General features: G+C 72.9%; 13 protein-coding genes. 11 read left to right on the forward strand and 2 right to left on the reverse strand.

The window, feature by feature from the left end:
- The first annotated feature begins 129 nt into the window (after positions 1-129).
- The 4 genes from AB0M39_RS28505 to AB0M39_RS28520 all read left to right on the forward strand — a co-directional run bounded on the left by AB0M39_RS28505 (position 130) and on the right by AB0M39_RS28520 (position 2947).
- Positions 130-417: a hypothetical protein gene (locus tag AB0M39_RS28505; protein ID WP_365368803.1), complete on the forward strand. Its 288-nt coding sequence runs from the start codon at positions 130-132 to the stop codon at positions 415-417.
- Positions 418-642: 225 nt separating this feature from the next.
- Positions 643-1323 carry an ABC transporter permease gene (locus AB0M39_RS28510; RefSeq protein WP_365368804.1) on the forward strand — a complete coding sequence of 227 codons (681 nt, stop codon included), beginning with the start codon at positions 643-645 and terminating at the stop codon, positions 1321-1323.
- Positions 1320-1994: an ABC transporter permease subunit gene (locus AB0M39_RS28515; protein ID WP_365368805.1), complete on the forward strand. Its 675-nt coding sequence runs from the start codon at positions 1320-1322 to the stop codon at positions 1992-1994. The genes AB0M39_RS28510 and AB0M39_RS28515 overlap by 4 nt, the downstream gene beginning before the upstream one ends.
- Positions 1991-2947, forward strand: coding sequence for an ABC transporter substrate-binding protein (locus AB0M39_RS28520; RefSeq protein WP_365368806.1), 957 nt, complete (start codon positions 1991-1993; stop codon positions 2945-2947). Before AB0M39_RS28515 ends, AB0M39_RS28520 begins: the two co-directional genes overlap by 4 nt.
- A 3-nt stretch (positions 2948-2950) precedes the next feature.
- Here AB0M39_RS28520 and AB0M39_RS28525 read toward each other — a convergent pair whose 3' ends face one another.
- Entirely contained in the window at positions 2951-3382 is a 432-nt protein-coding gene (locus tag AB0M39_RS28525; protein ID WP_365368807.1) for a protein-tyrosine phosphatase family protein, read from the reverse strand.
- 42 nt (positions 3383-3424) lie between these two features.
- A complete protein-coding gene (locus tag AB0M39_RS28530) occupies positions 3425-4588 on the reverse strand; it encodes a betaine/proline/choline family ABC transporter ATP-binding protein (protein WP_365368808.1) in 1164 nt (387 codons plus the stop codon).
- Positions 4589-4767: 179 nt separating this feature from the next.
- On the opposite strand from AB0M39_RS28530, the gene AB0M39_RS28535 reads away from it, so the two are divergent.
- The 7 genes from AB0M39_RS28535 to AB0M39_RS28565 all read left to right on the forward strand — a co-directional run bounded on the left by AB0M39_RS28535 (position 4768) and on the right by AB0M39_RS28565 (position 15475).
- Positions 4768-6066, forward strand: a complete 1299-nt coding sequence (locus AB0M39_RS28535; RefSeq protein ID WP_365368810.1) for an alpha/beta fold hydrolase — start codon at positions 4768-4770, stop codon at positions 6064-6066.
- Positions 6067-6126: 60 nt separating this feature from the next.
- On the forward strand, positions 6127-6861 hold the full coding sequence (locus AB0M39_RS28540; protein WP_365368811.1) for a PIG-L deacetylase family protein: 735 nt from the start codon (positions 6127-6129) through the stop codon (positions 6859-6861).
- A 286-nt stretch (positions 6862-7147) separates the two neighbouring features.
- Positions 7148-8041, forward strand: coding sequence for a DUF4231 domain-containing protein (locus tag AB0M39_RS28545; RefSeq protein ID WP_365368812.1), 894 nt, complete (start codon positions 7148-7150; stop codon positions 8039-8041).
- Entirely contained in the window at positions 8014-10440 is a 2427-nt protein-coding gene (locus AB0M39_RS28550; protein ID WP_365368813.1) for an NACHT domain-containing protein, read from the forward strand. Before AB0M39_RS28545 ends, AB0M39_RS28550 begins: the two co-directional genes overlap by 28 nt.
- Before the next feature lie 60 nt (positions 10441-10500).
- On the forward strand, positions 10501-11400 hold the full coding sequence (locus tag AB0M39_RS28555) for a MoxR family ATPase (protein ID WP_365368814.1): 900 nt from the start codon (positions 10501-10503) through the stop codon (positions 11398-11400).
- Positions 11397-12512 (forward strand): hypothetical protein, encoded by a 1116-nt coding sequence (locus AB0M39_RS28560; protein ID WP_365368815.1) that lies wholly within the window; start codon positions 11397-11399, stop codon positions 12510-12512. The genes AB0M39_RS28555 and AB0M39_RS28560 overlap by 4 nt, the downstream gene beginning before the upstream one ends.
- Entirely contained in the window at positions 12494-15475 is a 2982-nt protein-coding gene (locus AB0M39_RS28565; RefSeq protein ID WP_365368816.1) for an alpha-amylase family protein, read from the forward strand. Before AB0M39_RS28560 ends, AB0M39_RS28565 begins: the two co-directional genes overlap by 19 nt.
- The last annotated feature ends 2 nt before the right edge of the window (positions 15476-15477 follow it).

A 15477-nucleotide genomic window follows, 5' to 3' on the forward strand; every position in this document is an offset into this window, starting at 1 on the left:
CCGGGACCGGGCGGCGGGCCTCGCCGGGCGCCCTGCGGGCCCCTGCCAAAAGGCGGCGGGAGCGCGGCCGGGCACAGGCGGGGCAACGGACCTAGCCTGTACTTACCACCAGCACTGTGGAGGTGTGTCATGGGGCGGAGCCACCACTTCCACCTCGACCAGGACAGCCACTCGATCACGGTCAACGTAGGGCCGGGCAGGAGCGGCGAGGTCGAGGTCCTCCTCGACGGCGAGGTGATCGCCTACCAAGCCAGCCATGACGCCGGGACCACGCTGCTCTCCGGTCAGCTGCCGGAGAAGCCCGTCCGCCCCTTCGTCGTCCGGGTGCGTCAAGCGCACTTCGCGCCCCTGCCTCCCCGGTGCACGCTCGAACTGGACGGTGTGGAGCATCTGATGCCGGAGCGCCTCGTCGTCTAGCCCCGCGCGGGCAGCCCTGCGCGTCCAGCCCCGCGCGGGCGCGCCGCCGACCGAGGCCGTGACCTGGACGGCGTCCGGTGCGGCACAGGGAGAGCGCGCTGATGCGCGCGTCGCGGCGCGCGGCTCCACGGCGCCGATCGCCACGGGCCCGCCGAGGCGCCGCGAGCCCCCTCGATCAGCCGCGCAGAACGGGCGCGCCCCAGGCGAGCGGGCTGCAATGGACGGGTGACCGCGCCCCCCGACGACTGCCTCGCGCACAACGACTGGATCTGCGGCGAGTACCTCTCCACCCGCAGCGAGATCCTCTGGGACGCGGTGCTCCAGCACCTCCACCTCACGCTCGTGGCCGTCGCCGTCGGGCTCCTGCTCGCCGTCCCCCTCGCCGTCGCCGCCCGCCGCTGGAACTGGGCCGCCGGACCCGTCCTCGGGGCGACGACCATCCTCTACACGATCCCCTCGCTCGCGATGTTCTCCCTGCTCCTGCCGGTGTACGGACTCTCCGCCTCGCTGGTGATCGCCGGACTCGTGCTGTACTCGCTCACCCTGCTCGTACGGAACATCCTCGCCGGGCTGCGAGCCGTGCCCGAGGAGACCCGGCAGGCCGCCCGCGGCATGGGGTACGGGCCGGTCCGGCTGCTGCTCGCCGTCGAGCTGCCGCTCGCGCTGCCCGCCGCGATGGCCGGACTGCGCATCGCCACCGTCTCCGCGATCTCGCTCGTCACCATCGGCGCGATCGTCGGCTACGGCGGACTCGGCAACCTCGTCTACTCCGGCATGAACACCTACTTCAAAGCCCAGGTGCTCACCGCCTCCGTGCTCTGCGTGATCATCGCGGTCGTCGCCGACCTGGCGCTGCTGCTGGTCCAGCGGCTCCTCACGCCCTGGGCGCGAGGACAGCCGGCATGAACACCCTCGCCGCCTCCTGGGACTGGCTCACCACGTCCGCCAACTGGCAGGGCGACAACGGCGTCTGGAACCGCCTCGCCGAGCATCTCTATCTCACCGTCGTCTGCCTCGCGCTGAGCTGCGCCGTCGCCCTGCCGGTCGCCCTGGTCCTCGGACACCTCGGCAAGGGCGGCGCGCTCGCCGTCAACGTCTCCAACGTCGGCCGCGCGGTGCCCACCTTCGCCGTCCTCGTGCTGCTGCTGCTCAGTCCGATCGGGACGTGGGGATCCTGGCCGACGATCATCGCGCTGGTGCTCTTCGCCGTGCCGCCGCTGCTCACGAACGCCTACGTCGGGATGCGCGGCGTCGACCAGGACGTCGTACGCGCCGCTCGGGGCATGGGCATGACCGGCTCGCAGATGCTCTTCCGGGTCGAGGCGCCCCTCGCGACGCCGCTGATCCTCACGGGCGTGCGGATCGCCGCCGTCCAGCTCGTGGCCACCGCGACGATCGCCGCGCTCGCCGGCGGCGGCGGGCTCGGCCGCATCATCACCGCCGGCTTCAACCTCGCCTCCACCCCGCAGGTCGTCGCCGGCGCCGTCCTCGTCGCCGCCTTCGCCCTGATCGTCGAGACGATCTTCGTGGGGGCGCAGCGCGCTGCCCCCGCGTGGGCGAGAGGCAGCGGCGGATGAGGGCCCTGCGCCGCGCGCCGGCGGTCCTCGCGCTCTGCGCGGTCGCCGCCTGCACGACCGGCCCGTCGCTGGAGAACCAGGGCGCCGTCACCGAGCCGCCCGGCGACAGCAGGCATCTGACGATCGGCTCGGCCGGCTTCACCGAGAGCGATCTGCTCGCCCAGATGTACGCCCTTCTGCTCCGCCAGGCCGGATACGGCGCCGAGATCCTGTCCGTCACCAACCGCGAGATCTACGAGCCGGCGCTGGAGAACGGCCAGATCGACGTGGTGCCCGAGTACGCCGCCACCTTCGCCGACTGGCTCAACGCGAAGGAGAACGGCCCCAAGGCCGCCACCGTCGGCTCGCCCGATCTGACCGCCACGATGAGCGCGCTGCGCCGACTCGCCGGCCCCCGCGGCCTCGCCGTCCTCGACCCGGGCAAGGCCGTCGACCAGAACGCCTTCGCCGTCGCCACGGCGTTCGCCGCGAAGCACCGCCTGAAGACCCTGAGCGACCTCGGCAGATCCAGGCTGCCGGTCCGTCTCGCCGCCGGGGACGAGTGCGTTCAACGCCCGTACTGCGAGCCCGGGCTGAGGAAGACGTACGGAATCGACGTCACCGGCGTCGACCCCAAGGGCGTCGGCACCACCCAGGCCAAGCAGGCCGTCCAGAGCGGTCAGGACCAGATGGTCCTGACCACGACCACCGACGCCACGCTCGACGAGTTCGGGCTGGTGCTGCTCGCCGACGACAAGCGTCTGCAGAACGCCGACTACATCGTGCCGGTCGTCAACCGGGCCAGGGCGGGCAGCACCGGGGTGACCGACGTCCTGGACCGGCTCAACACCGTGCTGACCACCAAGGACCTGGCCGCGCTCAACCAGCAGGTGGACAGCTGGCGGCGGCTGCCGCAGGACGTGGCCCGCGAGTACCTCGAGAGCAAGAAGCTGCTCGAAGAGGAGGGCGGCTGAGTCTCAGGAGCCGAAGCGGCGCACGTACCGCTTCTGCCAAGGCGTCTCCACGGCGTGCCGGTCGTAGTGCCGGCGTACATAGGCCACCGCCTCGGCGGCCGGGACGCCGTCGAGAACGGCCAGGCAGGCGAGCGCCGTCCCGGTCCGGCCGCGGCCGCCGCCGCAGGCGACCTCCACCCGGTCCTCCCCGGCCCGCTGCCACGCCTCGCCGAGGACCTCGCGGGCCTCGCCGGGGTCGCTGGGCAGCCGGAAGTCGGGCCAGCGCAGCCAGCGCGACTCCCACGGCACGTCGGCGGGCGGCTTGCCCAGCAGATGGACGGCGTACGTCGGACGCTGCCCGGGCGGCAGCGGGCGGCGCAGGCCGCGGCCGCGCACCAGGCGTCCGGACGGCAGCCGCAGCACACCCGCGGCGTTCGGGTCCCATCTCTCGCTCATCTGTCCACGCTATCTCGGCAGCCGCCGGGGGCGGGCCGTCTTTCACGCGTCCGCGACCGAGTCGAACTCCACCTCGTCGCGCCCGACGCCCTGCGCGTCCGCGTCCACCGAACGGCGCAGCGCCTCGTGGAGCTTCGCCGGGGTCAGCACGCCGGCGAAGCGGTCCCCGTCCACCACCGCGACCCAGCCCGCGTCGTGCTGGAGCATCTCGCTGAACGCCTGCTTGAGCGGCGCGCCGAGCGGCACCCACGCCTCCATGCGCCGCGCCAGATCGCCCACGGCGCCCTGCTCCCCGGCGATCGAGAGCGCGTCCGCGGAGACCCAGCCGTGCAGCTCGCCGCCGGCGCCGAGCACCACCGCCCAGCGCGCGCCGTCCTCCCGCAGCCGCGCCGCCGCGGACCTGGCCGTCTCCTCCAGACGCGCGACCGACGGCTGCTCCAGGTCGTCGGCCTCGATGACGGTGACCGACAGCCGCTTGAGCCCGCGGTCCGCGCCGACGAACTGCGCGACATACGGCGTCGCGGGCGCGCCCAGCACCGCGCCCGGGGTGTCGAACTGCTCGATGCGCCCCTGTCCGTACACCGCGATGCGGTCGCCCATCCGCACGGCCTCCTCGATGTCGTGCGTGACCAGCAGCACCGTCTTGCGGACCGTGGCCTGGAGGCTGAGGAACTCGTTCTGCAGGTGCTCGCGCACCACCGGGTCGACAGCGCCGAACGGCTCGTCCATCAGCAGCACCGGCGGATCGGCGGCCAGCGCCCGGGCCACGCCGACGCGCTGGCGCTGGCCGCCGGAGAGCTGCGCCGGGTAGCGCGCGCCGTACACCGCCGGGTCCAGCCCCACCAGGTCGAGCAGTTCGGCGGCGCGCTCGCGCGCCTTGCCCTTCTTCCAGCCCATCAGAGACGGGACGGTCGCCGTGTTGTCGAGGACCGTGCGGTGCGGGAAGAGGCCGACCTGCTGGATGACGTAGCCGATCCGGCGGCGCAGCTTGACCGGGTCGACAAAGGAGACGTCCTCGCCGTCGACGAGGATGCGGCCCGAGGTCGGCTCGATGAGGCGGTTGACCATCATCATCGTGGTCGTCTTGCCGCAGCCGGAGGGGCCGACGAGGGTGACCAGCTCGCCCTCCGCGACCTCGAAGGACAGGTCGTCGACGGCGGTCGTGCCGTCCGGGTACACCTTGCCGACCTGCTCGAACCGGATCATGCACTCACGCTAGGAGCGCGGGGGCCGTGCCGCACACGGGCCGGGACCGTACGAGTCGACGACCGGCCGATCCGGCGACCGCGCCTCCCCGCGCGCCCCGTGTGATGCACTGGGCGGGCGGGGGCGTATCCGCGCGCACGGACACACACCTGCGCCCCGACAGACACACAGGAGCCGCATTGACCAGCTACCGCCAGCCGGGAGTCGTCCTCACCGACCGCCGCTTCACCGTCCCGCTCGACCACGCCGACCCAGCCGGGGAGCAGATCGAGCTCTACGGCCGCGAGGTCGTCGCGAGCGCACGCGCCGGCGCCGAACTGCCCTGGCTGCTGTACCTGGAGGGCGGCCCCGGCTTCGGCGCGCGCCGCTTCGTCGGCAAACAGGCCTGGCTCGCCCGGGCCGTCCAGGAGTACCGCGTACTCCTCCTCGACCAGCGCGGCACCGGCCAGTCCACGCCCCTGAACCGCCAGACCCTGCCGCTGCGCGGCGGACCCCAGGCCCAGGCCGACCATCTCGCCCTCTTCCGGGCGGACAGCATCGTGCGCGACTGCGAGACCATCAGGCCGCAGCTCACCGGGGGCGCCCCCTGGACCGTCCTCGGGCAGAGCTTCGGCGGATTCTGCGCCACCCACTATCTGAGCACCGCGCCCGAAGGGCTGCGCACCGCGCTCGTCACCGGGGGCCTGCCCTCGCTCGACGCCCACGCCGACGACGTCTACCGCGCCGCCTACCCCCGCATCCGGCGCAAGACCGAGGCCCACTACGCCCGCTACCCGCAGGACGTGGAGCGCGCCCGCCGCGTCGCCCAGCACATCGCCGAGCACCGCCCCGTGCTCCCCGGCGGCTACACGCTGACCCCCGAGGCCTTCCAGTCGCTCGGCATCCTGCTCGGCAGCGCAGACGGCAGCCACCAGCTGCACTATCTGCTGGAGGACGCCTTCGTCCGCACGGGAGACGGCCACGAGCTCTCCGACGCCTTCCAGGAGAGCGTCCTCGCCGTCCTCTCGTACGCTGCGCATCCGCTGTACGCCGTCCTGCACGAGGCCATCTACGCCCAGGGCAAGGAGCCGACCGGCTGGGCGGCCGAGCGCGTCCGCGCCGAGTTCCCGCAGTTCGACGCGGCCGCCGCGCTCGAAGGCCGCGGACCGCTGCTCTTCACGGGGGAGACCATCCACCCCTGGCACTTCGAGGTGGACCCCGCGCTGCGCCCGCTGCGCGCGACCGCCGAACTCCTCGCCGTCCGCACCGACTGGCCCGTGCTGTACGACCCCGCGCGGCTCACCGCCAACGAGGTGCCCGTCGCCGCCGCCGTCTACCACGACGACATGTACGTCGACACCGAGCACTCGCTGCGCACCGCGCGCACCATCCGCTCGCTGCGCACCTGGGTCACCGACGAGTACGAGCACGACGGGGTCCGGGCGAGCGGGACACGGGTGCTGGACCGGCTGCTGGCGCTGGCCAGAGGCGAGGCCTGAGCGCCCCCTCGCGCGGGCGGTCGCGGGCCTGACGGGTGATCACCGCCGTATCCTGCCGCCATGACCGATCAACTGGAGCCCATGCCCGACGACTGGCAGCGCGCACTGGCCGTCGTCGCCCATCCAGACGACCTCGAGTACGGCTGCGCCGCGGCCATCGCAGGCTGGACCGACGGCGGCCGCGAGGTCGCCTACCTCCTCGCCACCCGGGGCGAGGCGGGGATAGACACCATCGCGCCCGAGGAGTGCGCCCCGCTGCGCGAGCGGGAGCAGCGCGAGAGCGCGGCGGTCGTGGGCGTGCGGGCCGTGGAGTTCCTGGACCACCAGGACGGGGTGATCGAGTACGGGACCCGGCTGCGCCGGGACATCGCCGCGGCCGTCCGCCGCCACCGCCCCGAGCTGGTCATCACCCTCAACCACCGCGACACCTGGGGCGGCACGGCCTGGAACACGCCCGACCACCGGGCCGTCGGCCGGGCGACGCTGGACGCGGCGGCGGACGCCGGCAACCGCTGGATCTTCCCCGAGCTCATCTCCGAGCAGGGCCTCGAACCGTGGAACGGGGTCCGCTGGGTCGCCGTCGCGGGCTCCACCTCGCCCACCCACGCGGTCGACGCCACGGCGGGCCTGGAGCGCTCCGTGCAGTCCCTGCTCGCCCACCGCTCGTACATCGAGGCCCTGACGGAGCAGGACCCGGAGGAATACTGCCGCTCCTTCCTCACCGGGTTCGCCGAGTCCCTCGCCCCTCGCTTCGGCGGGAAGCCCGCCGTCGCCTTCGAGGTGTTCGGCCGCTGAGGCCGGACGGTACGCCGCCCCCGTTCTGATGGATCGTCAGATGAGACGGTGACGTTCGGACGGGGGCGGCGATGATCGACGCACTGGGCCGGGAGATCGCCGAGGGCGAGGAGCGGATACGCCTCGACGTCACCGCGCCCGGCGGCGCGATCACCGGGCGCTCGCCCGCCGAGCGCACCCACGCTGCTACGAGGGCATCCGCCGGGCCATGGCGAACAACGTGTTCGATCGCTGAACTCCGCTGTCCCGCTGGTGGATTGGCCGCTGGATCCGTCAAAATTCCCCTGTGACAGAGACCCAGGAGCAGCCCGCGGCCATAGCGAAGGTCTGGGACCAGCAGAGCGTCTGGTCGCAGAGCGCCAACAAGCTCAAGGCGACGGTCGAAGGCGCGCGCACCCTCGCTCTCGTGCTCGGGATCGCCGCCGCCGCGTTAGGCACGGCGGCGGCGCAGACCATGGACTGGAACTCGACGGTGGGCACGGTGCTCGCCTTCGCCGCCGCGGCGGCCGCGGGCGCCGCGCCGATCGCCGCCCAGCGGGGCGGACCCGGCCGGCTCAGCGACTGGACCCGGCTGCGCGCCGTGTCCGAGGCGCTCAAGGCCGAGGTGTACACCTGCCTCGCCCGCGTCGGCCCGTACCAGCAGGCTGCCGACGCCTCGGCCCTCCTCGCCGAGCGCTGCCGCTCCTACCGCACCGACGGGGGAGACCTGGTCCGCTACACGACCGGGGTCGCCCCCGTGGCCAGGCAGCTGCCCGCCGTGAAGGACATCGACTCCTACGTCGACCACCGCCTCCGCCGCCAGATCGAGACGTACTACCGCCCCAAGGCCGAGCGGATGCACCGCAACCTCCAGAGGGTCGGCCGGATCGAGGCCGTGCTCGGCGGCCTCGGCGCGGTCCTGGCCGCGGCGGCGGGCGCCTTCGCCATGGGCGCACTGGCCGCCTGGGTGGCGGTCGCCGCGTCGGTCTCGGTCGCGGTGACCGCGCACGCGGTCGCGCAGCGGTACGCCTACCAGCACCTGGAGTTCCTGCGCACGGCTGAGGAACTGGAACGGCTGCTGGACCGTTGGACCAGTGAATCCGCCCACACTCCGGAGCGGGCCGAAGCGTTCGTCGCGGAGTGCGAGCACGTCATCTCCATCCAGAACGAGGCATGGATGATCCGCTGGACCGTGGGCTGATGGAGGAGGACGCGACGCGCACGGCGCTGGCGGAGGTCCTGACGAACGCACGCCTCATGGCCGGCCTCACACAGCGCGACCTGGCGGCTCGGGTCGGCGTGTCGTCGAGCTCGGTGTCGGCGTACGAACAAGGGCACCGGATTCCGAGCAATGGGGCCGTTCGCGCCTTGGCCACGGTGCTGCCGTTGGACTCCCACGAGCTGCTGCGTCTGAGACACGCCGCGAAGTCGCAGTCCCCGGGTCCGCAGAAGCCCAGTGCGGACGAGGCGTTCGAGACCGCCTATCTCGCCTCGCTCGTCGCCGCCAACGACAGGATCGGCATCTTCGGCGCCGACGTCAGGCTGCGAAACGGCTGGCCGTTCAGCCCCCTCTACACCGTGCTGCCGGCCGTCGGCCGCGATGAAGGAGGCGTCCGCGTCCGCGCGGATCAGATCCTCGACGCGGACCGACGCGTCCTGATACGCGGTCACGCGGGCTCCGGGAAGACCACACTGCTCCAGTGGCTGAGCGTCACCGCTCCCGACCAGGGGCGGGTGCCCTTTCTGCTTAGGGTGCGCCACCTCGCGCACTTCGTTCGAGAACAGCCAGGCGTGAGTCAGCTCGTCGGCATCAGCGCTCCAGGCCTCGCACACCCTCAGCCGGCCGGGTGGACGGGCAGGGTGCTCGCCGCAGGGCGGGGCCTCCTGCTGGTCGACGGCATCGACGAGGTCGCCCCCGCGGAGCGGGAGTACGTGCGCCGGTGGCTGGCCGACCTCCTCGCCGCCTATCCCGCCAATGTGTGCGTGGCGACCTCCCGTCCCTCGGCCGTCGCCGAGTCATGGCTCGCCAACCTGGGCTTCACCGAGTTCGCTCTCGCCCCGATGACGATGGACGACGTCCGGTCGCACATCGTCAAATGGCACGAGGCGGTGGCCTCGGAGCACAAGGACGGCGCGGTGATCGACAGCCACCTGGATGGGCTGCTGGCCGCCGTCGCCACGAACCCGGGGCTGAGGGACCTGGTCACCAACCCGTTGATGTGCGCGCTGGTCTGCGCCGTCAACTACGACAGGCGTGGAGTGCTGCCGCATCGGCGCAAAGAGCTCTACGACACCGCCCTGTCGATGCTGCTCAACCGCAGGGACACGGAGCGGCGGATCGTCTCCCCGGAAGGGATCACCCTCGCCGAAGGGCCGCAGATCCAGGTGCTGCAGGCAATCGCCTTGTGGCTCCAGCGCAACGGTCAGACCGCGATCGACGCCGACCGGGCCGTGCGGCTCATCGAGCGGATGCTGCCCTCGCTGCCCCAGAGCGCCGCCGGCGCACAAGCCGTGGACGTCTACCGGCATCTGCTCAGCCGCAGCGGCCTGCTGAGGGAGCCCGCACCGGGCAGAGTCGAGTTCGTACACCGCGTGTTTCAGGCGTATCTGGCGGCCAAGGAAGCGGTCGAGACCGACGCGTTCGCAGAGCTGCTGGTCAGGGCGCACGAGGACCAGTGGCAGGACGTCGTGCTGCTGGCGTTCGGGCATGCCCGGCGCGCCGAGCGCGTCATGCTCTTCCGGGGCCTGATGAACCGCATGGAGAAGGAGCCGGAGCACCGGACGCGTCTGTGCCTCTTGGCGGCGGCGGGCCTGGCGGAGTCGCTGGAGCTCGCCCCCGATGTGCGTCTCGAGGTCGCAGAACGGGTCGCGGAGATCATCCCGCCGCCGACCGCCGACGTGGCGCTCGCCCTGGCCGAGGCCGGGCCGATGGTCCTGGAGCTGCTGCCGAACCCCGAGGAGCTCGACCCCGCCGACCCGCGCACTCGGCTCACCCGGCGCACCGCCGAGCTGATCGGCGGCGAGGCGGCGGAGATGTACCTCAAGCGCTTCCCCTCGCCGTCCCCCCAGCGGGACGGCCCCGGCCGACTGCCCGACCGCCCCGTCGCATCGCCCCTCCTCGTCGAATCCTGGACGACCGAGGGCGCTGTGCGGACGCCCGCCTCGCGTGTGCTGAACCTCGTCGGAGGCGAAGACCCCAGCCAGATCGCTCCGCTGGCGGGCAGCGTGCGGCACGTGGTCTGCCGCGGCGACATCCCGGACCTCTCCGTCCTGCGGCTGCTGCCGCTCGTGCACACGCTGATGATCGCCGACAATCCCTCCCTGACCCACCTCCGGGACCTGGCAGCCCTGCGCCGGCTCCGTACGCTCACGGTGTCCGGCTGCCCTGCCCTCGGCGACCTGACGGCGCTGGCGGGCTCCGGAGTGATGTTCCTCGAACTCTCGCCCAGCCCCCGGGCGGCCGTCCTCTCCGCGCTCGCCTCCGTGCGACGGCTGCGCATGCTCTATCTCCCCCTGGTCGAGCAGGAGTTCGACCCCTCCGAGCTGGGCAGAAGGCTGCCGAGGGTGACCGTTCTGACGGGTGTCGGCATCCCCGCCTGAGATCGGCGGCAGCAGGGCAGAATAGGCGTCGGGGATGCCGGCGCCGTCTGGGAGGGTCGTGTGCTGCAGTACGACATGGAGTTCGACCCGGCGGCCGACCGCCAGGGGGACGGCGAGCGGGACGAGGCGGCCGAGGGCTCCGCGCGGTACGCGGCGGACGACGAGGTGTACGTATTCGACGACGACGAGGTCGTGCTCGCCGTCAACGTCGCCCTCAAGACCGGTCGTCCCCTGCTGCTGTTCGGTCCGCCCGGCTCCGGCAAGTCCTCGCTGGCGCCCAACGTCGCCCGGATACTGGGTTGGGAATACCACGCGCACGTGGTGACCGCCCGGACCGAGCCCGAGGACCTGCTGTGGCGCTTCGACGCGCTCAAGCGCCTGAACGACGCGACGGCCAAGGTCTTGAACCCGAAGATCTCGTACTACTACACGGAGGGTCCGCTCTGGCGGGCCTTCGCGACCGCCGAGACCAAGCGCTCCGTCGTACTGATCGACGAGATCGACAAGGCGGACCCCGATCTGCCCAACAGCCTGCTGGGGCCCCTGGGCTCGCTGTCCTTCCCCAACCCCTGGGACGAGGAGACGGCCGTCTCCGTCAAGCCCGAACTGGCCCCCCTGGTCGTGATCACGACCAACGACGAGCGTGAGCTGCCCAAGCCCTTCCTGCGCCGCTGCATCGTCTTCGAGCTGGCCGCGCCCGGCAGGGAGCACCTGCTGAAGGTGGCCGAGTCCCACCTGGGGGAGCGGTACGAACCAGAGCTGGCCGAACAGGTCGCCGAGCACCTGATCACCGTCCGCAGCAGGCTGGAGGACTCCGCCGCGGGCCCCAGCACCGCCGAGTACCTGGACGCGCTCAAAGCCAGCCAGCAGCTGGGCGTCCGTCCCGGCACCGCGGAGTGGAAGACGCTCGAAAGGGTCACCCTGCGCAAGCGGCGCGAGGGGCTGGAGCCCGCCAGGTGAGCGCACGCGGTGAGGTGTTCCTCGGGGACCTCGTCCGGGCGCTCGCCGAACTGCGGCCGCGCGACCTGGAGACCGCCGCGCGCACGGCCAAGCTGCTGGGACTCGACAAGGGCCTGCCCGTCAACGCGCTGCGGGAGCACGGAAGTCCGTCCGCCGGGCGCACCGGCAGCGTGCCTCACCCCCGTGCCGCGGTCGTCGACGCGTCGACGCGCACCGCCGCTCCCGAGCCTCTCGCCCAGACGCCCAGAGCCGTGCCCGTCGTCGTGGCGCCGCCCCGGCGAGAGGCCCGCACGACGGACGAGGACGAGCCGGCCGCCCCCGGGCCACCGCCCACGGCGCGCGCGGTCAGGCTCGCCGAGCGGCCCGTCGACTTCTCCCTCACCGCGCTCGACGGCTTCCAGGAGGACGTCGGCCGGCGGCCCGTCGACCAGGGGCCCGGCGACGCGGAGCTGCTCGGAAGCAGGACGGCCACACCCCAACCGTCGCACGAGCCGCCGTGGAAGCAGGACTGGGCCAGAGGCGTCATGTTCGCCGCGGTCTCCACCCTCGTCGAGAGCCGGGAGCTCGACCAGCGGACTCTGCTGCGCAAGGTCGCCCGCCAGGAGGCGCTGCGGACCGTCCCGCGCCGCCAGCGGTTCAGCACCCGCCGCGGCGCCCAGCTCCTGCTGGACCACGGCGCGGGCATGGCCCCCTTCCAGGACGACCGCACTTGGCTGCACGAGCTGGTCGGATCCATCGCCGGCCGGGACCGCGTGGAGGCGCTGCGCTTCCGCGGCTCCCCGAGCCGGGGCGTCGTACGCCGCGACCCGCTGGACCGGGAGGCCTACCAGCCGCCGCTGCCGGGAACGCCCGTGATCCTCTTCTCCGACCTCGGCCTCACCCGCCCGCCCTTCGCCGGCCGGTCGATCGCGGGGAGCGAGGAGTGGCGGCTGTTCATCGACGCCGTGGTGCACTCCGGCTGCCCCCTCGTCTGCGTGACGCCGTACGCGAGCGCCGAATACCCGGCGGCCTTACGGAAGATGGTGGCGTTCATCCCCTTCGACCGGCGTATCTCCCTTCGACATGCCCAGGAGGCGACTGCAGGCGTGCGCCGATGGCTGGAGCGGCTGTGACCTCGGGCGCGGCGGGCCACGGGGAGCCGAGTGCGGGCATGGCGGAGTACATCGCCGACCTCGCCAAAGCACGGCCCGACCTCGTCAGGCTCGCCGAGTGCCTCTCCCTCGCGGCAGGCGTGGAGCGCTCCTTCCTGCGCCGGGCGCGTCTGCGGTTCCTGCCGCAGTCGACCGCGGGCATCGAGGCGGAGCTGTGGTTCTCGCCTCTGGTGGAGGCGGCGGGCGACCAGACGCTGCTGATCGACCCCGAGGCGGGCGGGGTCCTGCGGCGCAGGCTCGCGCGCCGGTCTCTCGAACACATCGAGGCGGTACGGCAGTTCACCGAGGACGCCCACCGGCACGCCCAGCCGCTGACCCGCTGGTTCGAGGAGCTGCTCTGGGCGGATCTCTCGCCGTCCACCGCGACGAGCCGGCTGGTGGGGGACAAGCTGCGCAAGGTCCTGGACGCGGTGACGTCCGTCGGCGAGGCGGCGGACGACCTCGGGCGGTGGGCGCTGCACTACCTGCCACGGCTGCCGGCCGGCGTACGGCGCCACGACGACGCCTGGCGCATCCAGGTGGCCTCCTCCGAACGGCTCGGCCTGGAACCGCCGCACGACCCCTTCGGCCGGCCCGCCTCGGTGGCCGCCACGGCCCGCGCGCTGGTCCAGCGGGACGTGCCGATCGGGGTGAGCGTCCGCTCCGACGGCCTGGTGCTGAGCTGGCCGCCCGCCGAGGACTCCCTCACCGTCCGCGCGGTCGGCGTGCGCACGGTACGGCTGGACGCGGCCAGCATCCTCACCCCCCTGCCCGCGTCGAATCCCGTACGGCTGGAACTGCGGCGCGACCAGAGCGTCCGGCTGCCCTTCGCGGCGGTCCAGCGCCTGGACACGGACGGCCAGCCGAAGCTGAGCATCGCGCACGCGGGCGGCGCGGCGGAGGCCGCGGTGGCCTCGACGGCGACCGAGGGCGCACAGTACGCGGTGCTGCTCCCGGACGGCGCCATCGCGCTGCACGGGGTGGACGGGCGGCCCGCGGGGCGGGTGCCGCCGCCCGCGGAGGGGGCCGTGCGTCGCTGTCTGACGATGTCGGCGGACGGCACGCAGCTCGCCTGGATCGAGGACGGCGCGGTGGGACAGTACGAGTCGACGACCGGGCAGGCGCGGATTCTGGAGTCGCCGGACGGCGAAGAGGCCTGTTGCGTCTACTTCTCCCTCGAGGCCAGGGCGGGTCTGGTGCGGGCTTACACCTCGGGATCGACGCTCACCGTGGAGGGCTCGGAGGGGAGAAGCTCCGCCGTGGCGATGACCGGCTTCACCAACGCCGCGGCCGCGACCGCGCAGAGCCTGTGGTGGTCCTGGCACGGAAGTCACCTCGCCGTCATCGACGGGTCGGGCGACCTCTGGCTGCTCGACGGCCGCCTCGACGAGGACTCCCATGCCGCCAGAGAGCTTCTGGGCCGCGAGGTCACCGCGGTCACCGGTTCGCTGGACGGCCGGGTGCTCGTCTGGGCGCGCGCCGACGGCAGCGTGGTGTGCCGGGGCCCGTGGGGGCGGGACGAGTCCACTGCCGTGGGCAGCGCGCCCTGGCAGGTGACCAGCCTCGCGGTCAGTGTGAACGGCGGCCGGGTCGCGGCCGCCGGAGGAGACTCGCGGCTGATGCTCTGGGGTCTGGGGCTGCCCGCCTCCCTCCGGCGTGAGGTGCGCCTGGACTTCTGCGCCGACCGCGTCTTCGCGCTCGCCGACGGAGACTGGGCCGTGTCGGGCGCCGGCGGTCCCGTCGAGCTGAGCACCGAGGACGGCAGACGCTATGTCGTCACCCCGGAGACGCAGGCTCTCGACGCCGACGACGAGGTGCCCGCATGGATTCGCGGATGCGTCCTGGCGGACGTCGGCCACCCCGGCGCGCCCTCCGGCTTCCCGGGACTCGCCGCCTCCATGGAGAGCATCCGGGCGGCCGGGGTCCGGTGCCTGGTCGTCGGCCCGGTCACCCCCTCGGCGAGGGGCGACGGACTCGACGGAATCCCGCTCGACGAGGAGATGCCGCACTCCCTCGGCGACTTCGGGGAGTTCATGACGCTGCTCATGGCCGCGCACCACCACGGCGTGCGCGTCGTCGTCGACGTCGACCTCATGGCCGACCAGGACAGCGGCGCCGCACCCGTGCCGGTCGCCAGAATGCTCAACTCCGTGCGCCAGTGGCTCGACCGGGACGTCGACGGCGTGCGCGTCCTCGCTCCCGGACACCTCGCACGAGGCGTGCTCAGCGATCTGCGGCACCTCATGGAGGGCTACGACGGGCGGGTGCTGATGAGCAGACGCCCGGCGGCGCCGGCCGCCGAGGCGGCGGACGACTTCCAGAGGCCGGACGACTCCGAGGCGGCCTGCCATGTGGTGACCCGCTCGCTGGACCGCTCGCTCGGCGACGCGATCCGCGACCGGCGCCTCGGCGACTACTACCGTGGATCCTTCGGCATGGAACTGAGCACGCTCGAAGCGGTCCTGGAGCTGGCCCGGCCCGGCTCCCAGTGGAGCCACCAACTGCCGGTGAGCCTTGACTCGTCGCAGCAGAGACTGGCCGCGGCGGTCCTCCTCAGCATCCCGGGCGCTCCCGTGCTCCCTCTCTCCCTGCTCCAGCAGGAGGGCATGACCCGCCTGCTGGAACTGCGCCGCGGCCACCTCGCACTGTCCCGGGGAAGGTGCCGAGTCCAGCGCTATGCGCAGCGTCAACTGCTGGGCATCGTGCGCACCCACGGCGACGAGACGGTCCTGTGCCTGGTGAACTCGGGTACGGGCACAGAGTCTGTGGCCGTGCACCCGGAGTCCCTCGTGGCAGGGCAGCAGTCCGTGCGCCTGCTGGACCTGTTCGACGGCACGGCGGTCATCTGCGCGATGGACGCCCCCGCGACGCTCACGGTCGCAGGCGGCGGCGTCCGTTGGCTCCGGGTGCTGCCGGCGCCGAGTACCTTCGGCCCCGAGGAGTAGCG

The sequence above is a fragment of the Streptomyces sp. NPDC051907 genome, from assembly GCF_040681075.1.
In the GTDB taxonomy this organism is placed as follows: Bacteria; Actinomycetota; Actinomycetes; order Streptomycetales; family Streptomycetaceae; genus Streptomyces.